At 45.7% G+C, this 22,683-nt stretch carries 10 protein-coding genes; 2 read left to right on the top strand and 8 right to left on the bottom strand.

Going from position 1 to position 22,683, the window contains the following annotated elements:
• Positions 1 to 177 precede the first annotated feature (177 nt).
• Both JZO70_RS12610 and JZO70_RS12605 read left to right on the top strand, forming a co-directional pair.
• Entirely contained in the window at positions 178 to 870 is a 693-nt protein-coding gene (locus JZO70_RS12610) for an Rpn family recombination-promoting nuclease/putative transposase (protein ID WP_207673924.1), read from the top strand.
• Positions 871 to 1,010: 140 nt separating this feature from the next.
• Complete coding sequence (locus JZO70_RS12605; RefSeq protein ID WP_242703911.1) at positions 1,011 to 1,220, top strand: hypothetical protein; 210 nt, start codon at positions 1,011 to 1,013, stop codon at positions 1,218 to 1,220.
• 249 nt (positions 1,221 to 1,469) lie between these two features.
• On the opposite strand, the gene JZO70_RS12600 is transcribed toward JZO70_RS12605, so the two are convergent.
• The 8 genes from JZO70_RS12600 to JZO70_RS12565 form a co-directional block, all read right to left on the bottom strand.
• On the bottom strand, positions 1,470 to 12,542 hold the full coding sequence (locus tag JZO70_RS12600; RefSeq protein ID WP_207673923.1) for an InlB B-repeat-containing protein: 11,073 nt from the start codon (positions 12,540 to 12,542) through the stop codon (positions 1,470 to 1,472).
• 5 nt (positions 12,543 to 12,547) lie between these two features.
• The gene (locus JZO70_RS12595) at positions 12,548 to 13,495 is read right to left on the bottom strand and encodes a reverse transcriptase domain-containing protein (RefSeq protein ID WP_207673922.1); all 948 of its coding nucleotides are present in this window, start codon (positions 13,493 to 13,495) and stop codon (positions 12,548 to 12,550) included.
• Between the two features lie 1,019 nt (positions 13,496 to 14,514).
• A complete protein-coding gene (locus tag JZO70_RS12590) occupies positions 14,515 to 15,060 on the bottom strand; it encodes an LPXTG cell wall anchor domain-containing protein (RefSeq protein ID WP_207673921.1) in 546 nt (181 codons plus the stop codon).
• 11 nt (positions 15,061 to 15,071) lie between these two features.
• On the bottom strand, positions 15,072 to 15,545 hold the full coding sequence (locus JZO70_RS12585; protein ID WP_207673920.1) for a hypothetical protein: 474 nt from the start codon (positions 15,543 to 15,545) through the stop codon (positions 15,072 to 15,074).
• Between the two features lie 13 nt (positions 15,546 to 15,558).
• Complete coding sequence (locus JZO70_RS12580) at positions 15,559 to 16,074, bottom strand: hypothetical protein (protein ID WP_207673919.1); 516 nt, start codon at positions 16,072 to 16,074, stop codon at positions 15,559 to 15,561.
• Between the two features lie 17 nt (positions 16,075 to 16,091).
• Positions 16,092 to 16,577 carry a tRNA (uracil-5-)-methyltransferase gene (locus JZO70_RS12575; protein WP_207673918.1) on the bottom strand — a complete coding sequence of 162 codons (486 nt, stop codon included), beginning with the start codon at positions 16,575 to 16,577 and terminating at the stop codon, positions 16,092 to 16,094.
• A 13-nt stretch (positions 16,578 to 16,590) separates the two neighbouring features.
• The gene (locus tag JZO70_RS12570) at positions 16,591 to 20,427 is read right to left on the bottom strand and encodes a beta strand repeat-containing protein (RefSeq protein ID WP_207673917.1); all 3,837 of its coding nucleotides are present in this window, start codon (positions 20,425 to 20,427) and stop codon (positions 16,591 to 16,593) included.
• A 918-nt stretch (positions 20,428 to 21,345) separates the two neighbouring features.
• A complete protein-coding gene (locus JZO70_RS12565; protein ID WP_207673916.1) occupies positions 21,346 to 22,656 on the bottom strand; it encodes a GHKL domain-containing protein in 1,311 nt (436 codons plus the stop codon).
• Positions 22,657 to 22,683 lie beyond the last annotated feature (27 nt).

The following is a 22,683-nucleotide window of genomic DNA, read 5'->3' as shown; positions in this document are numbered from 1 at the left end:
CCTCCTCTATTCTCCGCAACAAGCAAATTTTTCGATTCATTCAAATTATTGGACTTTTTTCGAGAAAATTCTCTTCTTTTGCATACCTTTAATTGAAAGCAAATTTTGATAGAGAATAGTTTGCCGTGGTATACTAATGGTGAAATCTTCTCTATCAACGAGAGGATGAAAAAGATAATGGAAAACACGCCAAAAATTTTACCAACGTCAGATATGTTGCTCAAAAAAATTATGTGTTCTAAGGACTCTACCCACATTTTGAGGGCTTTTGTCCGAGATATTTTGGGCAAGGAGTTTAAGACCCTAACGCCAAGAGAGACGTATCACATTGACAGCTACAAGAAAGCTTTTGACGCTGATCCTGAATTGATGCGCACGGAAGTCGATATTTTAGCAGAAACGGAAGACGGCAGCCACGTGACTATCGAGATGCAGGTCCAGCCTCACGACTATTTTATTGAGCGGGCGATTTTTTACTTAGGCGAGGCCTATCGAAGTTCGCTAGGCAATCAGGAGATTGAAGACTTCATCAAGAGCAATAATTTTTCGGCCCTGCGCCCGACTTATGGAATTAATATTGTTGCTTTTCATTTGTTTGATAAAGACGGGCCCGCGACTAGACGGTTTGGTGTCGTGGATTTGGACACCAACGAGATTATGCGATCCAGTCAAGGTGAGGACCTGATCGTAATTTGCTTCTTCAGTTTGGTAAATAAGAATATTGATCACAACAGTGCCGCCTATCACTGGCAGCAGTTTTTCAGAACTGGTGAAGTAGCTGATGATGCCCCGGATTATTTGAAGGATGCTCAGAAGAAAACTGATTTCTATTCTTTGGAGGATGCTAGTTCTACTTTTTGCAGTCATTAAAAGTTCGAAGACATTCAAGTGATTTATATCAAAGCTTCGTAACGAGTACATAGTAGAATGGTATGCGTGGTGAGGATTAGACTCATTTTTCCTAAGAAAAATGATTTCCTTATTAACGAAATAGCAGGAGGAAATTGATTATGGATATGAATAAGGCAAAGATGATTAATGATGCGGTAACCGCGACGGCTGTAAGGGTGGCTATAGAAGAAGCTAAAGAGGAAGCTAGAGCTGAAAAAGTTGAAATTGCATTGAATTTTTTAAAAATAGGCCTTTCGGTAGAACAAGTTGCTGATGGTACTGGACTGACAGTCGAACAGATAGAAGAAATCCGAGATAACTTATCGTAGCAACTCATAGAAAAGGAATAGCCCATAACTTCACGTTAGCTATTAACAGCTGCCAAGAATATGCTGAAACACACTACGACTATTGACTTAATCAAAAGCTGCACTGGATTGACCGTCCAACAAATAAAAGAACTGCAAAACAGCTAAATTTGAATATTTAAATAAAAAACAGCCACTCCCGGCAGCCGTCTACATCAGACAGCTGCCAAGAATGGCTGTTTCTCTTTGGTCCGTCAACGAATTAATTACTTACTTCGTTGCGTCGCGGTTTTTCTTCCAAGCTGGGATCACCAAGCCGACTAGCGCTAAACCTAGAATCAGGTACAGGGCGGTTTCTTTTTCACCGGTTTGCAGCAGCGAGGTTTTATTGCTGCTTTGGCCGGTTGGCTGATTCACCGTGCGAGTGGTTTGGCGAATAATTTGATTAGTCGTGCCACCACTGCTTGGTTGTTTCGTCGTTCCACTTGGCGGAGTCGTTGGTTGCACGATCGCGCCTTTTTCCGTCAATTGCTTGATGGCGGCTTCTAAGCCAGCCAATGCTTCCGCTACTTCCTGCGGGGTTGCATCTTCCTTGTCCAAGATTGTTTGGGCTTGGATTAAGGCTGTTTCGTAGACCTTCCAAGAATTATCCGTGTAGCTGTTGGCTGCGCGGTTCTTCTTGGCTTCATCGGCCACTAACGCTTCCAGCTTGGTCTTATCAACTAACCAACGTGCGGTCAGCGGTTGATCGCCGATCGTATCTTTGGTAATACTAGTGACTTCTTTGCCGTCTGCGTCGAACCAGCCTTGGAAAATGTAGCCGTCTCGCGTTGGTGTCGGCAAGTCGTTCACCGCATCTTCAACTGTGAAGCTGATTGGAGCAAGGTTGTTGCCGCCTGCCGTGTCAAAGATCACGTTGTATTGATTAGCGGTCCAAACTGCTTCCAGCACACAATTACCAAATAGCTCAGTCATGTCGTGGTGGATCTGACCGACTTCACGTGTACGAGAAACTTCCCGCCAGCCGCCAAAGGTGTAGCCGCGACGTTCCGGTACTGGTAAAGGCTTCAGATGATCGCGATCGTAAGAAATTTCTTCATCTTTTTCTTCAAAGAGATTCACCAAGGTCACCATATATTCGATCGGTGTCCACTGAGCCTCAAAGGTGGTCGTCCCACTGATTAAGGCTCTATCAATTGGTTCCCCTTTATCTGAAACCCAGCCGGCAAAGGTGTAGCCTTCCCATTCCCAGCTTTCTGGAACAGGGGCTTTCTCCCCTTGACGAACTCGGACCGTTTTCGGCTTGTGTCCATCTCTTGATTGGAAGCTGACTTCATAGAAGGTCGTCGCTTCCCATCCGGCAAAGAAAGTTGCCGGTTCCGTTGCCGTATACGTTTCAAAGTCTACCGGATCGCCGCTAAGATCTTTAGTCAAATACCAACCGGTAAAGATGTGGTCCTTCAGGGTCGGATCACTTGGTTCAATCACCCGTTCCCCGTGTTCAATATACTGCGTCGCTACGCCGGTGCCGCCGCGACTGTCAAACTCGATGGCATAAGTGTCCTTCACCCAGATTGCGGTCATGATTTGATCGCTAGTGTACGTCCACGGCCGCATAACCGCCCCTACTTCAAAGCGAGTGTCGCCAATTTGCCAGCCGATCAGCTGATGACCAACTTTTTCATAGCCATCGGCCGTCGGGAAGGCAAAGTCTTCGCCAAAGGTTGCCGCAAGCGGGTTAGTATCCCCGGTGCCGCCGTCTAAGTCAAGAGCGACTTGATAGCTTTCCGCCGTCCATTTGGCATACACTACTTGGTTTTGCGTCATGGTTACTGACGTGATCGGATTGCCGCTTAACCCGGCATTGTCGTACCAGCCAGCGAAGGTGTAGCCTTCCTTGGTTGGTCTAAAGCCGCTGATGTCCACCACCTCATCCTCATCATGGATGGTGGTGTCAATCGCTGATCCGCCGTTGGTGTTAAAGCTCAATGTGTAACGGTCTGGATCAGGAACCTCCTGCCATTTGGCATAAACCGTTTGATTGCCAGTTAAAGTAATTTGCGTAACCGATACGGTCAAGCCTGCATCACTGTACCAACCATCAAAGATATAACCAGGTCGGATTGGGTGATAATTGTTCAGATCAATCACGGTGTCTTCAAAGCCAGGTACTGCAAAAATTTCTTCGCCGCCATTGACTTCAAAGGTCAAGGTGTATTTTGGAATAGCTTCCCATTGTGCATACAAGGTAAGATCATCCGTAACTGGTTCAGCGAAGTCCCACAGCGCGCCGCCGTTTGGACTGGTTGACCAGCCGATCAGACGGTGGCCGTAATAAACTACTTCCGGCTCAGCCACGCTGGTACCGCTCATTACGGTGCGGTTGGTGCTGCCGCTACCGCCATTAGCATTAAAGGTCACCGTGTGGTAAATCTTGTTCCACTGAGCCGTTAATTCCATATCGCCACTCACTGGCAGATCGAAGTTGTACAAGCTGCCTTCAAACAACCAGCCGCCAAAGGAATGATACTCTTTGACTGGCGCAGGTGGTTCGATTGCTTTGTCGCCCGCCAATACCGTCTGCTCTGTTATGGCTTCCCCATTGTCTGGGTTAAAGCGAAGGGTGAATTCCTGTTGCCATACCGCATAGAAAGTGGTGTCTACGGTAAAGTTCCAAGGAATCGTCGCGCCTAAGCCGTACGTTGTTTCTGGCGTTGCTATCGGCGAAGTCGACCAGCCGACTAGCTGGTAGCCTTCCCGGGTACAGCCCTCTGTTGGCAATACACAGCTACCGCCATATTCAAAGGTTTGTTCGGCAATCGTGCCGGTTCCTTGGTTGGCATCAAATCTCGCTTTATAGCTGTTGGCTGCCCATTGAGCAGTCAGTATAATTTTCGCTTCATGCTCTTCGGTCAAGTCTTTCACTGATTGTTTATCCGTGTAGTCTTTACCGTCACTGCCTAGCCATCCGGTAAAGCGATAACTGGTCCGCTGGAAGGTGTTCCCTGGCAGCTCAATTGCGTCGCCGCCGAAGGTCAACGTTTGCGATCTCATGGTGCCAGTCGCATCCTCTGCACCTTTGTCAAAAGCAACTGTGTAGGTCGATTTCTCAGTGCTGAACTCGTGCAGATGTTCTCCTACCATTTCGTTGCCTGCGATATCGGTAAAACCGGAAACCTTCACGTTATACGTTTCGTTTCGTTTCAAGCCAGACAGATCATAGGTAACTGTCGTACCGTTAAACACTGGATTCTCAATGGTCAAACCTTCAGCCGTTACTGTGCCAGGGCCAGCCTTGACTGTTTCATCAAAGTTAACCACTAGTTTATCAGTGGTAATCGAAACCGCGGCTCCCTCTGGTGTTACCGTCGTTACTTTTGGTGCTGCATGGTCGCCGACAGTAATGATGAAGTCGGTATTATCAGCCATCACGTTGCCGTTTTCTTGGTCAGTGAAGTCGCTGATGGTGATTTGGTAAGTCTTAGAGTCTACCAGATCTTTGTATTCTATCGTGTAGACGGTTCTGTCATCGTTCCATTTACCGGTAGTTGCGTCTAAGGTGTCTGATCCTAGCATAACTGTACCTGGGACATCTTCGTCCATCGGTCTATTAAAGGTAATGGTTAGAGTACCGTCATTTGGTACCTTATCCATTGTTTCGACACTTACTACTGTCGGACGATCACTCACGGTCAATTCTTCTGAGGATTCACCACGGAATCGTTTGTCTTCGTCGCTTGCGAACTGACGAACGATTACTTTATCGCCTTTGGCTAGTCCGGTAATCGTATCAGCGTCCTCTTTCACTGCTTTCCAAGTAGTTCCGCCATCCAGACTGAATTCCATTGTGGCATTCACGCCGGTGATTTCGCCGTCGTTTGCAATGTCGCTGCTGGCTGGTTTCACTGCAAGTCCGCTTGGTGCGGATGGTCTTTCTGGCAGTGGGATTTTGGCTGGTTCACTGTCGACTTTCTCGCCACCGGTTCCTAGTTTCACAATTTCCAGTTCGGTTGGCGTGTCGGTAATTCGGCCAGAGATATCTAGGCTCTCGATAACTTCCAGCACACCTTCTTCGCCGACGATTTGGTACTTGGCGTCTTTGTCAAAGCCGGTCAGCTGCTCGTTTACGTAATCAACTGTAAGAACAGGTGATTCTTCTTTACCAATGGTGGTGAAGCTGTAGTTCTTGTTCTCATCCAGCTTCGTGCCTTTTTGACTGACAAAGCCGTTGATGGTGTAGGTGTAGGTCTTGCCGTGTTTCAATCCAGCGATTTCGTAGACGGCGGTTTTATTATTTGGTCCATCCGTCCATCTGCCAGATGTAGCGGTAATGGTATTGTTGTCTTCATCAGTCAAGATTACCGTACCCAATGTTTCCATCGGAACACTGAACGCAATCGTTACTTCCGTTGTATCAATCGGTACATTTGTTGAACCGCTTGGCGTAACTGTCGTGACTGTTGGTTTGCCCGCAATTGTGAGTGTCCATCTAGTATCCTCTGCCATCTCCAAGGTCGTTGGTGATTCAGCTTTAAATCCATTGATAGTCAGGTCATAGACTTGTCCTGCCGTTAGGTCGCTATAGCTTACTGTGTATGTCCGTTTGCTCGTCCATTGACCAGTAAGTGGCTGCCCGGTACCTATTCCTTCTAATGTGACTGTTCCTGAAACATTGGTATCCATGTCTTGATCAAATTCCAATACGAAAGTACCTGAAACCGGTGCGTTCGTCATTGGTGTGTTGATAGTCGCTGATGGTCGACTCACCATTGTCCGATCCACTGCCAGACTACGGAAGTTTCCGCTGGCAAACGCGCCAGGGTTATCCTCTGTATGCTTCGTACGGAAGTCGATCTTAGTGCCATCGGTTAAGCCTGTGATTGGCGCTGTGTAATCTTCCCAATCGCCTGACTCACGTTTAAATTCGACGCTTGTTGCAGGACTAACCACGGTCATCTCACCATCGTTCACACCTTTACGAGTTTCAGGTGTAACGGTCACATCCGGTGCAGCGTGACGCGGTGGAATCGTGAATTTCTGTGGTTTGCTTGAGTCAGTAGTGCTGCCGTCACCTTTACGGATGATGGAGATATCTTGGCCAAACCAGCTTTCGTCGGTAATAGAAAACTCAGTTTTGCCAGTGTAATCAGCTTCTACAACTGCTGTATCAATCTTAATCTCATAAGTTGCTTCTGGATCAAATCCTGTCAGTTTTTCATCATTGTAATTAATCGCAACGTTCGGTTGAGCTGCTTGGGCAATCGTTGTGAATGTACGATCGGTATTGTCTGCCATTTTGAAGCCTTTGGCATTGGTAAAGCCGGAAATCTGATAGGTGTAGGTCGTACTGTAGCCCAAACCTGATTCAATCGTATAGGTCGCTTCAGTATCTTCACCGTTCCAAGTTGGTTGACTTAGGGTTACTGGTCCTTCTGAACTTTCTAAGATAACTGAACCAGCAATATTACGATCAACGGCTTCACTAAAGGTTACTTTGATTTGGTTAAGACTGATAGCCACGTTTGCCGCTCCGTTAGTTGGAGCAGTGTCTGTAACAGTTGGTGCTTTAGCAGCAGTTACCTCAAATTTCGTATTGGCGTCAGCTTCGCCATCTAGCGTATTCCCGTCCGTGTCCTTAAATCCGGTGTTAAAGATCACCTTGTACATCTTGCCAGCGGTTAGTCCGCTGTAGGTGGCGGTGACTTTGTTCTTGTCCGCTCCATCGATCGAGATGTCAGCTTTAGCAATCTCGATTTTGTCTTGCGCGTCCGCTTTGTTCTCTAAAGTAATCGTTCCAACTTCAGCCAAGTCTTTCGTAAATTCAATTGTCAGCTCACTTGATTTAGCCAAGTTTTCAGTTGGGCTTACCTGATTAACTACTGGTCGCGCAGTCATGGTGAATGTTGCGGCTTCTGTCCCCACGAATTGTTCAAGCGCATTATCTGCTCGGTAGCGGACGTTGACAGTATCGCCTTGTTTCAAGTCTTGCAACTGACCGTCTTGATAAGTTGTCCAAGCGCCACCATTAAGTTGATATTCCATTGCCGTAGTGACCCCGGTTAGAGTTCCGTCAGTACCGCCTGCAGCGCTAGCAGGAGTCATCTTGATTTCGGTTGGCTTGCCCAGCCGAGCTGGAATCGCCAGCTTGTACACTTCACTATCGGTAGATGTTCCGGCTGTTCCTTTATGGACAATCGAAAGTGTCTTGCCGTACCAGTCAGAGTCGATGTCAGCCGGCAACGTTGTCCAATTAGTCCCCTCACCAGCAACAAATTCATAGTTGGCATTGTCTATCATTTCTTTCAGAGCACCTAAGCCGTCGTTCGCTGTGTAGTCGATCTTGATATAGCTAGGCTGGGCTTCTTGGTAATTCATGGTTAAGACGATTGGTTGACTTGCAAACTTGCCATCGGTTCCATCTATTGCTTTGTATCGAACTTCAACTTTATCACCGGCTACTAAGTTTTCAAGCACCACTCCAGTGCCGTCTGTCCATGCCTCATCAGCTTGTGCATTCACCCGATATTGCATATTGGCGGTGATGCCTTCAATCGTGCCTTTAGTATCTGTTGAAGGCACTTCTGGAGTTAGAGTAAAGCCAGCTTCATCTGGAGCATCTGGACGTTTCGGTATTTTTAATTCCTGTGCCTTACTGTCATAAGACTCTTCAGCAATTCCATCTTTGACAATCTCGATCGTTTGATTCAGCATATTTTCGTTCAGTTCTAAATAGAAGTCAGTTCCTGAGCCGTCAATATCATCTCTTGAAATATTATCTCCTGTTATTGTGTAGCTTTGATCCAAGAAGTTCGTCAGTCGTTCATTTGTGAAGTCGATAGCGATATCCGGTGTGTCTTCTATCGCCATGGTTGTAAAATTGAACTTCTCATCAACCTGTTTAGTACCCATTCCATTTGAACCCACGAAGCCGCTGATTTCGTATTTGTAGGTCTTGCCATAAGCTAATGTCTCGCCGCTGCTTAGCTTAGCAGTAACGATCCCTTTTCCGCCCACACTCTTCACTTCCACATCAGTCAGCGTGAAGTTTTTCGTTGCATCATCGCTTTGAATTAATTTAATTGTTCCTACTTCATTAGTTTTCAACTCATTGTCAAAGGTTAGTGTAAACAGTGCTGGATCGATTGTTACTAGCGGAGTCGCTCCACCTGGATCTGCCACAGTTACTTCTGCTTGATCGACTACCTTTACAGCTATTTCGGTTGGGCTACCAGCGAAATCAGTGTACTTGTAATTCGTTCCTTTTTCATTGATTTCTTCATTGAAGACTTTTATCTTGTAGTCACCTTCAGTATAACTATCTGGTAATTTGAAGGTGGCTTTGCCTTCCGCTGCTTCAATCTTCGCAGCTTTCAGATAGTGCTCTTTCCCGTCGATTGTGACAAATGCAGACAGGTAATTGCTTGCAGTCTCGCTGCTGCTTATTGTTGCACCTGTGTAGTTGATGGTGACTAATTTATCGTCCTTGTCAGCGTAGAAAATTTCATTCTTGTCAGTTACAGTTAGTTCAAGCTCTTCATCAAGCATGGTGTATTTTGGCAAAGCCTCGTCTGTTAATAGGCTATCCAGTTCTTTCCATTCGCCTAAGCTGCCATCTCCGCTGCCTTTGATTTTTGCACTGCTGTCACTTGCTGAAGAAACAAAGAGTAGCGAATCTAGATTCATGTCGAAGGCAGGGCGGACAGTAGGATTTTGATTACTCACAGTGCTCACGTTGTTACCATACGCACCAACCATGCCATCTGCATAGACAAACGCAGCTTGGGTATTCGTACCACCCGGCGATCGTAACCAATATGGGGCTCCATAACTAGCAACAGCATCGCTTGATAAACCGCCACCTAAAGTACCGCCTATATCAAAGGCCTCAGATGTACTTAACGGCCAAAACTTAGCTTCGTCCTCTCCTACAGGATCTCCTGCAATTCCTGTTGGAAAAGTTGTATTATCATTCGGGTAATTTTCGCTGTTGCCTTCTAACTCTCTTCCTTTGACGATATTTCTTTCTCTGTCGTTTTCAATTTGACCAAATGAGTCCCCCATTGCTCTTACTAGAGTTGATTCTTTATAGTGATTGCTGAGGCGCCCTGTTGAATCAAATGCCGTTCTTCCTACATATGGCAAGGCTCTAGTTACACCATTTTTATTTTCTCTGGTTTTCAAGAACAGCGTCAATCGTCCACTATTTGGATAAATACCGCCCCGTCCGTTTCCGATGATATACCATTCGTACCCATCGTAAGCAACCGATTCGCCAATCGTTGTCATGATTGGTTCTTCTGCGACAGTGATTTTAACATCTGTACTGTAGAAATGACCATTAGGATCATCCTTGCTTTTTAACCGAATAAAGTACGTGCCTGCTGCAAGTCCAGTCATTTCACCACTTGGACAATCCGTCCAATTTTTATCTCCTGTATGATACTGCATCCCAGTCGTAACGCCTGAGATGGAGCCGTCAGATTGGCCGGCTATTGTTGAAGTAGGGGTTAGACTGGTTGGGGTTTCGGCTTGGTTTAACTCAAGCTCTTGTATCTCACTATCCCCATCGGTTTGATCATATAGACCTTTTTTGACAATTTCAATCGTTGTTCCGATCCAAGCGGGATCAATGGACAAACTACCATCAGTTGCGGGAGTGACCAGATTGTCATTAATCGTGTACTTAAACCCATTTTCAAAACCGCTTAGCTTTTCACCTGTATAGCTTGCTATCGAAATCGTCGGCGTTGCTTCTTTTCCAACAGTTGTAAAAGTTTCATCTAGCGTTACAGTATTAAGCTTTCCACCACTTGGGCCTTCAAAACCGGATAGCTCATACTTATACGTGGTATTGTAAGCAAGATTCGTACCCGCTGGTAATGTATAGGTGGCTTTGCTGTTGGCGATTGAATTATTCGGTGACCACGCGACATGATTCTTGTCTAATGTGATGGCCGCTCCGCTACCTTCAGGAACCAGCTTGACTTGACCTTTTTCTGTGTTCATTGGAATATCAAAGGTCAGTTCAATTTCTCTCGTGCTTACTGGAGTATCGATTACCTTTGGCGTCACGGATAGTACTTTTGGTACCGTATTTTCCACCTTGAAAGGAATCGTTGTAACGGCACTGGCAAAATTCGTGTAAAGGTCTTGATTGATTTCTTCATTAAATAGTGCCAGTGTGTAGTCCCCATCTGCGGTGTTTGCTGGCAGCTTCAGTTCGATACCACTATCTCCACCGGAAGCGATATTCTTAAGCTGTTGGTAAGCAACAATGTTTTGGTTGCTGTCGTACAGAATTGCGGATAAGGTATTCTTCACATAATGATTGGTGTCAGGCTCTGGACTAGTAACTGTTGCACCCGTATAGTCAATCGTTAATTCGGTATGAGAATCGATTGTTTGATTCTCAAGATCATTGGATTCTACCTTCACACTTGCACCATTCAGTTGAAGTGCAGCTGATTTCATAGCGAACTTCTTCGCTTCCCCCGCCGTATAGAGGTTATTGCCAGCTACCCAATTCCCCTCAGCTTTTCCGCCGCTCGTTCCACTCGCGGAAGAGGTAAAGAGTAGAGAGTCAAGAGGAAGGTCGAAAGCGGGGCGCACAACACGATTATCGCTGCGCACGAAGTCGCCGTTCGGGTTGACGTTGCCATCATGGTTGACATACGCCGCACGGTTATCAAGGTTGCCCGGAGACCGCAGCCAATAACCAAATGCATTGCCAACCACACTGTTCACATCATACTGGGCAATAGGCGATCCGGCACCAGAAGTGTTTGCGCCAATTGCAACCGCCTCAGCAGTGCTTAGCGGCCAGAATTTGGCATCTGTTACTGCTGTATCTCCTTCGATTCCAGTTGAATAAGGAGGCGGTGATGGTTTGTAACCATCAACTTTTAACGTTCTCCCTTGGATAACTCCTTTTTCTCTTTCATTCTCAATGCTATCATAAGAGTCTTCCATTGCTGATTTTAAATCTGAGCCATCATAGTGGTTGCTATAAGGACTCGATGAATCAAATGCTGTTGTACCCACATAAGCCAAATCATTTGGTTCCTCGTTTTTATCAGCAACGCTCTTCAACAACACCCGCAACGCACTAGAATTATCCCCACCAATCACATACCATTCGTAGCCGTCAAAGGCGATGGTTGAACCGACCACATAAGGAAGTTCGCCTCTTTTATACAAATCATATTCCACAGGTTCGCTGGCAACATCGGTTTTCTTTTCGCCGTTATCTTTTTCATTGAAGATTTTTATCGTGTAATCCCCGTCAGCAACCTTGCTGGTATCAAAGCTCACATTACCATTACCAGCATCTTCAGTTGCAGCCAACTTGCCATAGTACACTACTGTGTCGTTGTCGTTTTTATCCGTAATCAAGACAGATAGGTACTGGTCTGCTTCTGCCACACCATTCGCATAGTCGAAGCTTACTTGATTGCCTGAAGTGATGAGATTGCTGACGGTTGGTGTAGCAACACCAGAATCAATCACTGACAATTTCAACGGTGTAGTCGTGCGAGCATCCTCTGCCACTGGATCGACTGCTTGCAACCCATCTCCCACATTCACCTCAGACTTCGCCCCGCTCCCACTTGCGGAAGAGGTAAAGAGGATCGAGTCAAGAGGAATCTTCAAAGCGGGGCGCACAACAAGAATACTGTAGTCTACGAGGCTGCCGAGCGGGTTGACGTCGCCACTAGTGTCGACATACGCCGCACTGCTAACAGCGAAGCCCGGAGACCGCAGCCAATACCAAATCTGTCTATTGCTAGAAGTCAATTTCCAATCCCCATCATTTTTCACCTCTTCGACAGAGGGGAGAACAACTTTTTGACTGATATCTATATTATCGTGGCCATTCGTTGACTCAATTGTTCCATAATTTTTGAGTACGTTTCTCTCAGCACTTGTAAATTCTTCCAAAAATTTATTTTCTTCAGAGCTATTTAGCCATTTACAAATATCTGAATCACTCCAATTCATGTGAGATGAAGTTGAGTGATACTGCCTGTATCCCATATGTGTCTCGCCACTCCATAAAGTGAGGTCATTGTCATTTTTATCAACTACATGCCAATCGAGACGGCCAATAGCCGGTGTCGGATCAGTCTCACCAGGACTCCCTCCTGGTAGATTAGGTACTTCTGGTTCATGATATCCAAAATAAACCTGATTACCCTGTAAGTCTCCGCCACCATTCGTCAGATCACTCGCCGAACCACCTGTCACTGCCTGCGCCGTACTTGGCACTAGTCCAACTGCTAAGGCCACACCAACGCCTAATAATACTTTTCTTACTTTCCCCATCCAACTCCTGTTTTTCGTCATCTTCTTCACTCCCCTTTATGAAAACGTGTCTCTGCGATTTTTTTGCGTAAATGATAGGTATGTCCATGCTGTAAATGTCCCTTGGTTGCCATCAATGATTGCTTGATATCCATAGCGGTGATCCTCCCCTTGCGAAAGCCGACTTGCAGGCCTTTGATTCGCCGTTTGATTTTCTTTTTATTTTGTGTGCGTAGCTTGCGAATGACCTTTCCGGTATCTGTAAGATAAAAGTGCCACCCCAGATAGTCCACACCGCTAGCCAGCGGCGTGATTTGGGTTTTATTATTAAAGCTGAGCTTTAGTTCATCTTCTACTAATATTGTCATTTGTCGTAGACACTCCTGTAAGACTTCCTTATCTGGATGTACCAGAATGCAGTCATCCATGTAGCGAGTGTAGTGCTTGATCCTTAGCTGTTCCTTGATTAGCCGATCTAAAGGATCGAGATAATATAGGGCGAATAATTGACTGGTTTGATTTCCCATTGGCAGTCCTTGATCTTGTTCTTGTTGAAAGCTGTGAATAATCATCCTTAATAAGTCCATTACTTGCGGATCAGGGATGCCCTTTTCCAGTCGTTTCAGCAGCACACCATGATTGATGCTGGGAAAGTATTTGCGGATATCCGCTTTTAACACCCAGTCGCTACTGCCGTATCGACGATAGTGAGCCTGTAAAAACTTCGTTAAGCGATTCATCGCAAAGTGAGTGCCCTTTTCTTTGCGGCAAGCGGCATTGTCATAGATCAAACGCTTCTCGAAGAAAGGCGTTAGCACATTGTCACAAAGGCTGTGTTGAACCACGCGATCCCGATAGTTCAAGGCTTGTATTTCCCGCTCTTTTGGTTCATAAATTGTGAAATAGGTATAGCCGGCAATTTGATACGTATTGCTTATTAATTGCTGATGGAGTGTCCAAAGTTCATTGGCTAAGTCTAGCTCGAATTGAATCACTTCTTTTTTCTCCCGTTTGCCTTTTCGGGCTTGGAGGTGGGCCTAGTGTAAGTATCCCACATTGTAATTGCTTTCATATTCTTCGACGGTCATCGATTCTTCTTAAAGTGCTCTCTCATACAAAGCTGCTTCAAGGAAAAAATGAATACAGCTCTTTCTAAGAGCAAAGGGGTGACTTCTACGAGCGTTTTAATCAACAGACGAATAAATAACTGATTATCCAGCGTTCTTCATCAAATAAAATAATTTGAAAACAACGATCTATTCGGTTCGCTAAAAGGACCGAATAGTCAAAATAAATTCTTGTGGTTTTTGACTGTCGATAGTTCCTCAGTCGTTCCCATTTGCGTTTTAAGTATCTCTATTAATTATACCAAATTTTACTCTTAAAATGGGGCTAATGTTGTAAACTGTATGCTCAAATGTAGTAAACTGTAAAAAAAGCCGAAATCAGCTCTTGACTTTTCGAATTGGAGATGAATTTCCTTAGACAGAGAAATTCGGGTTCATATCCAAAAAACTGTAATTTTTATCGTTTTTTTGACTATAATTGGTAGTTTCCGCTGTCTATCTGATTGTTACGCCCATTCGAAAATTGTTTATTAAAATAACACTCTATTCGTTTTTACAACTCATTAAATATAAGACACAAAAAAAGGATACTGAACAGAGAACGTCCGGTATCCTTTGTAGTGTAGGTGTTGTTGACTGCTAAGAGAAGCTGATAAGAGTTCTGCTTTACACAAAAATAGTGGCTGCTCCTGCTCAAGCCTTCGCCTGATCGAGCAACCACAGTCGTTACGATTTTCATTGTTTATGCTTCGGTTCAATTGCCACGCCATTATCTTTTGGGAAAAAGACTTTGGAGCACAGGGAAACTATTGTCAGTCTACAGATCTCTTCACCCTTGATTGATTACAGACTGCCTTAAAGCTTTTGGCTTACTGTTTGTCATAGGTTCAGGGGACGAAGCTTTTTCCTAGCAGACCTCACATTTGTTTCCCGCAGCATCCTTCGATTTACTTTTTCTTTCGCTTCATACACCCTGCAGCAGCTCCACCGGCAATCAGTAATCCTAGACTGCTTAGTCCGATGCCTGCCATGGTTCCGGTGGCTGGGTAGTTCTTGGCTGTGGTGCCTGAGCTGGTCGGATTCGACCCGGTACGAACCGTGGTTGTTCCTCTAGGTGTTGTTGTTTGACGATTTCCCGATGGCTGGGTGGTTGAAGATGTCTGCGTTCGTTGTACGGGTATCAAGCCTTGGATGGCTTTTTGCAGCCTGTCTAATGCCGCATTGATCCGTTCTTCGTCATAGGGTGCATTGGTCATTGCATCCTGTGCTTCCTTCAGCGCATCTTCGTATTCCTTCCAGCTGTCTTCGGTGTAGTCATTTTTGTTACGGTCTTTGGCGATTTCTTCTTTGATTAAGTCATCCAGCTCCGGTGCTTTTTCAGCAGGAACGGTGAGACTCAAGTCTACTTGGTAAATTCGATTCTGGGCACTCACCTGAAGCGGCGCGCAGATCATCAAGCCAAGCAGGAGAAGTCCGCTTATTAGCTTTTTCACGTTACCGCCCCCTATTCATTATCGATGATAGAGCTGGTGAATACGATGGAACCTTTGTACTGACCTGGTTTAGCTGCCGCCCAAGATGGCTGGTCAATTTTAACGGAAAGCTCTAATGCCTTCGCAGCAGTACAATCGTCCGCGTTCCAGGTGGCGCCTGTCCACTCAGTATTTGCGTTGCTGCTATCCACTAACGAAAATGGAATCTTTTGCGTGTTATCTCGCTGGTTTTCTAATTGTTTCTTTTCTACTGTGACTTCGATCAGCTTTGTTGGGTCTAGGTTTCCTTTAACCGATAATGAGCCTAGATCAGTAATGTCGGTATTTGCTACAATTTGTTTTGGCGATGCTGGAATCGTCATTGTGTAGGTTGATGGAACGTCGGCTGTAACTTCGGTCGTGCCTTCTTGTCGATCTTGTGCGAATCCTGTCACCGGGAGCAACAGACTAGCACAGCATATAAGTCCTAATTTGATTAGTTTCATGGTCTCCACTCCTCTATGGATTAGTTGGTGCAGTTGGTACTATTTCTCCTACAAAGGTTAACTGCGCTTTATAGGTCCCTGCTCTTGGTTCAAATGCTGGATCTTCAAATGAAATATAGTACTCATTTACCTGTTTAGTAGATACAGAATCTGAGTATTCTGCAAGTATGTCACCACTGGAAATTAAATTCCTACCTGCAGTATCTTTAGTAATTTTTGTTGGAATGATGTCAGTCGTACCATTAGTATTCTCAAGCTCAAGTGTATCTGCATCTCCTGAAGTCCAAGTCATTGATAATTGTAAAGATTTGCCTGCTTCTATATTCCTCCTATACGTACCAAATTCTATGCTTGCTTGCTTAGATGCCCAACCCACAGTTACGTTTTCCAAGGGAATCCTAAGAGTATAAGTTGAATCTAACTTGTATGTTACATCTTTTGATTCCGTTTGAGGTGCCGCAAACGCCGTACTCCCCATCCCAATAGCCAAACCTGCTAACAACGCGGTTCCTAATACTTTCTTGTTCATTATCATTTCCCCCTTATTTAGATAACTTCCAATGTCAATTTAATTTCTGAACCATTTAACGGCTCTTGTTCCCCTAAACTAAAACACTCGTATTTGACTTTGGCATTTTCGTAACTGCCGCTGGCTAAGGCTTGATCTAGTGTGATGTCATAGATGGCCTTGCCAGGTTCCAACAATTTGGATTCCCATAGCTTCGTATCGTCATCCTGCCACAAGGAAATCTTGAAGTAGCAAGTGTTATTTTCTGGATTGTAAAAATTCACTTGTTGCTCTGTGGCATCCGCCTTCAATTGAATGCGATCATAACCTGGTATGTCAATCGTCGGAGAAGGCTCGGCTGGTGCTTTGCGTTCTCCGGTCCAATCTTCGGCGGATTCCACTTCCGCCAGACTTTTTTGGGGCTCCTCGTTGCCGAACCAGTTTTGCCAGTTCATGCCGATGACGACACCAGCCACTAGCAAAACTAGTACAGCCACGATTTGTCCGATTTTTTTCTTGTCCAACTGATCCTCCTCCTTATGGTGTAGCTGTTATTGATTCAGCTTTAAAGTTTAGTGTTCCCTTGTAGCTGCCGGCTCTTATTGGACTGCTGCCAACTGTTTCAGGGACGCCTAGCTTGACTGGTTTCGCTACTTCGTTATCAAGTGGTCCAGCATTAAATGATGTAAATTCAACCGCTGAATAAACTTTTAGCGAATTATCCGTCGCCTCTTTAAGTTCAAGCTTGCCCTCGACAATTCCTGTACTAGTTAAATCTACACTCACTGTCTTGTCGTATGCCGGAACATTCGCAAAGTGATGCGTGAGTGTGACATCCTTGGAAACTGCTTCTGTGTCCTTCAATTGAATAGCATTACCTGAATCAGTCGGAATCGTCAGTGTATAAGTTGTTCCAGGGACAAATCTACTAGGTAGTTCAGCGCCTGGCAATTCTTCTTTCCACTCAATATAATTTGGACCAATGTCTCCAACTTTCACCACATGCTTATCTGCTTTACTTCCAGCGTCTTGATAAGTCAGGTATAGGTAAAGATTGTCATCACCATCGTGTTTAGCTGGAACCTTGAAGTTGTTATTACCGCCTACGAAAACTTTATCTCCATTATCAGGGTTATAATTCTTTGCTAAGGCTACGTATTCTTCAACAAGTGCAGTTCCGTCTTTAGTTGGAGCAGGACTCATTGCAGCCGTTCCAGAGAGTTCACCAGTATCAGTACTTTGTTTGGCTTTGACAGATCCGCCAGTGATTTTAATGCTTCCTGGGCCGGTCGGTCGAGTACCGCCACCTATTGCACTTCCGGCTTCACCGTTTGCTGTGACTGTGCCACCAGTGATTGTAACATTACCTGACCTCGCGTGGCCGCCGCCTATGCCCGCTCCGCCGTATATTATCCCAAAGTCACGGAATAAACCGCCAGTTGCTGTGACTTCCCCCCCAGTTATCGTAACTTCACCTGGTCCCGAGTTTCCGCCGCCTATACCCGCTCCCCTTAAAGTATTGGTTGCTGTGACTTTTCCTGAGTTTATCGTAACTTCACCTGACCCCGAGTTGCCGCCCCCTATACCCGCTCCATTTCCGTTACTGGTTGCTATGACTTCGCCTGCGTTTATCGTTACTGTACCTGATCCGCTAGCGCCGCCGCCTATACCTGCTCCATCATTGTTACTTGTTGCTGTGACTTTTCCTGAGTTTATCGTTACGGTACCTGATACGCTATAGTTACCAATGCCACTGCCGCTTCCTATGCCGGCTCCACCGACAGCTGTTGCCGTGACTTCGCCTGAGTTTATCGTTACGGTACCTGAGCCAATAAAGCCGCCTCCTATGCCGGCTCCACTATTGGTACTGGTTGCTGTGACAGTACCTCCGCTTATCGTGACCTCACCTAACCCGCTCCTGCCACTTCCTATGCCTGCGCCAGTAGAAGCTTTTGCTGTGACAGTACCTCCTTCTATAATGACTCTGCCCGGGTTCCCATCTCGGCCTCCAATAGCCGCTGAATAGCTGGCAGCAGTTCCTGCAGTTTCCGCATTGAGGGACCCCGCATATCCTTCACCAATTTCACTGCTGGTAATTGTCAAAGAGCTGGTTGCTCCTGCATTGTGTTCCAACGCTGGACGCCCCATATCCCCCTCACTCTTGCTAATCAATTCATTTTCCCCCACCAAATCAATGGTTGCTGAAATGTCGCCATTGACTGAGATAGGGGCGTTGCTAGTAGACTCGATTTTCACATCATTCAACTGGACGATACTATTTGCACCCGTTACTACAATTTGGTCGGTTGTTGTTGTGGTTACTTCATTGCGCATGTAGACTTTGTAGCTTTCATTCTGTCCGTTTAGACTTAAGACATTGCCTCCATACTGAACACCTGTTGTCTTATCTACCAAGAAATCACCGAATGCTCGTAAGAATCGGTTTTCAGCATCCATCCAGTCAACTTCGTATGGATTCGCTTCTAGCTGAGTTATTTCGTGTGTTTCCTTCGTCATATAGAGATAGAAATTCGAATCGCCTTCGTGATACGCACTTATTTTAAAATCTGCCCCGTCGACTTTTACTCCATTAGCAGGAACAAATCTTGTCCCATCAGCAACATACAAAGCTACTGAATTTGATTGGTCATCGGTCGGTGCTGGTGAGAAGCTTTCTTTGCCATCAGTATCTTTGGCTTTAACAGAGCCGCCAGTGATTGTAGTGCTTCCTAAGCCTCGTGGTTGACTACCCTCACCTATTGCACTTCCGGCATCACCGTTTGCAGTGACTGTGCCACCAGTGATTGTAACATTCCCTGAACTACCTGATCCGCCGCCTATACCGGCTCCGCCTAATAATGTATGCCCTTCATAGAGATACGAACTGCCAGTTGCTGTAACTACCCCACCAGTTATCGTTACGGTACCTGAACTTCCCATGCCGCCGCCTATGCCTGCTCCTTCACTTCCAATATTGGTTGCTGTGACTTTTCCTGAGTTTATCGTAACTTCACCTGACCCCGAGGTGCCGCCGCCTATACCCGCTCCACCTCTGGTACTGGTTGCTGTGACTTCGCCTGAGTTTATGATTACGGTACCTGTTCCCCTAGAGCCGCCGCCTATACTGGCTCCACTGTTACTGGTTGCTGTGACTTCGCCTGAGTTTATCGTTACGGTACCTGAACCTCCCGTGCCACTGCCTATGCCGGCTCCACTTAAGGTACTGGTTGCTGTGACTTTCCCTGAGTTTATCGTAATTTCACCTGACCCTGATAAGCCGCCCCCTATACCCGCTCCATCTCCGGTACTGGTCGCTGTGACTTCACCTGAGTTTATCGTTACGATACCTGAGCCTCCCCAGCCGCCGCCTATACCGGCTCCCACTCTGGCACTGGTCGCTGTGACTTCGCCTGAGTTTATCGTTACGGTACCTGTTCCCCAGGCGCCGCCTCCTATGCCGGCTCCACCATAGGTACTGGTTGCTGTGACAGTACCTCCTTCTATAATGACTCTGCCCGGGCTCCCATCTCGGCCTCCAATAGCCGCTGAACGGTCGGGACTACCTCCTGTAGCTTCCGCAATTTCCGCATTGAGGGACCCCGCATATCCTTCACCAATTTCTCTGCTGGTAATTGTCAAAGAGCTGGTTGCTCCTGCATTGTGTTCCAACGCTGGACACCCCATATTCCCCTTACCCTTGCTAATCAATTCATTTGTCCCCACCAAATCAATGGTTGCTGAAATGTCGCCATTGACTGAGATAGGGACGTTGCTAGTACACTCGATTTTCACACTGTTCAACTGGACGGTGCTGTTTGCACCCGTTACTACAATTTGGTCGGTTGTTATTGTTTTACTTGCAGCCATACTAACTCTATAAGTTTTGCCAGCACCACCTAGTGTTAACACTCTAGTAGTATCATTAAAAGCAACATCACTTAAGTCTCCACCTGGATAAGTGTTCTCAACTAAAAAGTCACTATCTGTTATCGCTGCCATCGGCCCCACACTGTCCGCCTGCTGCATCCTTGGCACCATGTCCGCCTCATCATCCTCTTCAGAAGACTCGGTGGTGATCTCTGTTTCTTCCGGCTCGACACTTTCCACTGTTTCTTCAACCACTTCCATTGGTGCTGATGACTGTGGGTCTTCTATCTCCTCGACAGGTTCATCAGGAATCGTGATTTGTTCTTGTGTCGTACTTTCCAGTACTTGTTCGGGACTTTTCCGCAACAATTCCTCCGACACTTCTGTATCCACCACTGGTGCATCGGTGGTCTCGGCAATTGCCAAGGTTGCGCCGCTGGTGACAATCAGTGCGGTGACCATCACCCAAATGGTTAGTGCATTGAAGTGCTTCATTTTCCTCTTCATCTTGTTTCCCCCTTGTCTTATCATTTCATCGCATCGGTATCATGCTGTCATTGCTAGTTCGTTGACTCCTCGTCTGCTTTCTCACCTGCTGAATGACCTCTCACTCAATCAGTAAATGAACGACGCCTCCTCTGTCGTAAAAAGACCTGCACTTATTCCCTAACCAACTTTTATATCCTTCATCTCTCACCCTGATCATCTCCCTCATTGTCCGCTTCGATTCTTACTGGATCTTTTCTATCAAAACTCTTAGGAACAACAGTCATCTAAAAATAACGTATTTTAAATAAGCATACATAAAATAAAATAATCTCTATCTGCGAAATGATCCTTTTGAACAAGCGGTTAATTTGCTGAGGCAACTTCACCTGATTGCCCGATCTTAGCAGAAGTTGAAATAAGACGTATTTTATTTCCTATCTTTCTATTAATTATACCAAATTTTACTCTTAAAATGGGGCTAATGTTGTAAACTGTATGCTCAAATGTTGTAAACTGTAAAAAAAAGCCGAAATCAGCTCTTGACTTTTCGAATTGGAGGTGAATTCCTTTAGACAGAAAAGTTCGGCGCTTTATCCAAAAATCGGTAATTTTTCTCTTTTTTCCGACTATAATTGGTGGTTTGCGCTATCTATCTGATTATTAAGCCTATTTGCAAGCCGATCTTTAAAATAACATTTAATTCATTTTCATGACTCGCTAAATATAAGACGAAAAAAAGGATACTGAACAGGGAACGTCCGGTATCCTTTGCAAAGAAGAGTTGTCAATTTGTTGGAAAGCTTGTAAGGGTGGCTGTCTTGAGATTGTCTCATTTCGCTGGCAGTCAGCGAAAGCTCCCTCTGCAAACACTGCAGGCTTTGACCATTGTTCGTGGAGCAGAACAGTACCAAATCTTCGTTAGATCTCTGCCAGTTCTTATTCAGGAACAGGCATAAACAGCATCACTGATGCTTGGAACATGCCGTTTTTTTCTTCGGTAACTAAGGCGCCGTTGTATTTATCCACGACTGCTTGTACCGAAGACAGCCCGATGCCAGGTTGGAAATGCGGTTGCGGATCCATGGAATTATCTACGGTTAGAATAAACTGGTACTCTTCGGTGACACAGCGCACCCGGATGAATTTCTTCCCTTCAGTTTGGCGCTGGCAGGCCTGAACGGCATTTTCAAATAGGTTCCCGAAGATGATGCTCAGCTGAGAATCAGGCACCGCAATCTTGCGAGGCAGACCGATCTTGATATCCAGCTCGGCACCGGCATCGCGGGCTTGATGCAAGTAATTGCGGACCAGCACATCCACCGCGAAGTTTTCGCAGACCGGCGCTTCTTCTGCGGGCTGATAGGAGAGATATTCGTCCAAGTACTCCTGCAGTCCGGCTGAATCGCCTTCTTTGTTGTAATCGCGAATGACAGCGAAATGATGTCTCAAATCGTGACGGGCACTAGCCGTCTGCTTGATTGAGGTTTGCAGCTGATTGAAGCGCTGGCTTTGCTGCTCCAGCTGCTGCTCCATGGTGAGCACTTCCATTTCTAGTTTGCTTTTTTTGACTACGTCCAGGGTTGTTGTCAAGGTAACCACGTAAGCTCCGATGCCAATTAATGTGAATAGAATACTGAAAAGCAGGCGTTGCCAAGGAGCCATGTTTAGCAGTGGGGAAATGTTTCCATAGACAACGTTTGATAAAAAGAACAGAAACGGAACTACCGCTAGTCTTCGAACCTGTTTCTCCGAAAGGATCTGCATCGCAGGCCTGATGACTCGTTTGAAAAACACCCATATTAAGGGATAGACGACTACCAAAATACTCCAAGCACAAATTGTTAACCACGGACCCTCCAAAATTGAAGAGGAACGCTTCCAGACTAACTCGCAAATAAAGAAGGCGGCCAGATTCACTTGGGTGGCAGCAGCGTGTTCAAATAAAAAGATATAAAGAATCTTCCATATTCCGACCTTGAAGCTGATGTAATACATCCACATCACCGGGAGATACATCCCTATGCCAATCACATTGATTAAGAGTATCCCTCCTTGAGGATTCAGCCATGTCCCGATAAAGATGCAGGTGAACCAAAAGATGCAAAGCAGAAAAATGCGCAAGACCATGGTTTTCTTTTCGATTTTTCTATGTGGCATCAATGGAACACAGCACAAGATGAACCAAGGTGCGAGAAGCATGACTGATCCCATTGCGCCATAAAATGCCCCGCTTAACGCTGAATTCATTCTTACTACCTCCTTCTCACTATCTTT

This window comes from Candidatus Enterococcus moelleringii (assembly GCF_017377575.1).
Lineage (GTDB): Bacteria > Bacillota > Bacilli > Lactobacillales > Enterococcaceae > Enterococcus_A > Enterococcus_A moelleringii.
This window is presented reverse-complemented; position numbering and strand designations above follow the sequence as displayed.

Bases quoted from the DNA above. Each gene is read 5' to 3' on its own strand.
- JZO70_RS12585 (WP_207673920.1), bottom strand. From the start codon at position 15,545: ATGAAACTAATCAAATTAGGACTTATATGCTGTGCTAGTCTGTTGCTC.
- JZO70_RS12605 (WP_242703911.1), top strand. From the start codon at position 1,011: ATGGATATGAATAAGGCAAAGATGATTAATGATGCGGTAACCGCGACG.
- JZO70_RS12565 (WP_207673916.1), bottom strand. From the start codon at position 22,656: ATGAATTCAGCGTTAAGCGGGGCATTTTATGGCGCAATGGGATCAGTC.
- JZO70_RS12610 (WP_207673924.1), top strand. From the start codon at position 178: ATGGAAAACACGCCAAAAATTTTACCAACGTCAGATATGTTGCTCAAA.
- JZO70_RS12580 (WP_207673919.1), bottom strand. From the start codon at position 16,074: ATGAACAAGAAAGTATTAGGAACCGCGTTGTTAGCAGGTTTGGCTATT.
- JZO70_RS12570 (WP_207673917.1), bottom strand. From the start codon at position 20,427: ATGAAGAGGAAAATGAAGCACTTCAATGCACTAACCATTTGGGTGATG.
- JZO70_RS12600 (WP_207673923.1), bottom strand. From the start codon at position 12,542: ATGACGAAAAACAGGAGTTGGATGGGGAAAGTAAGAAAAGTATTATTA.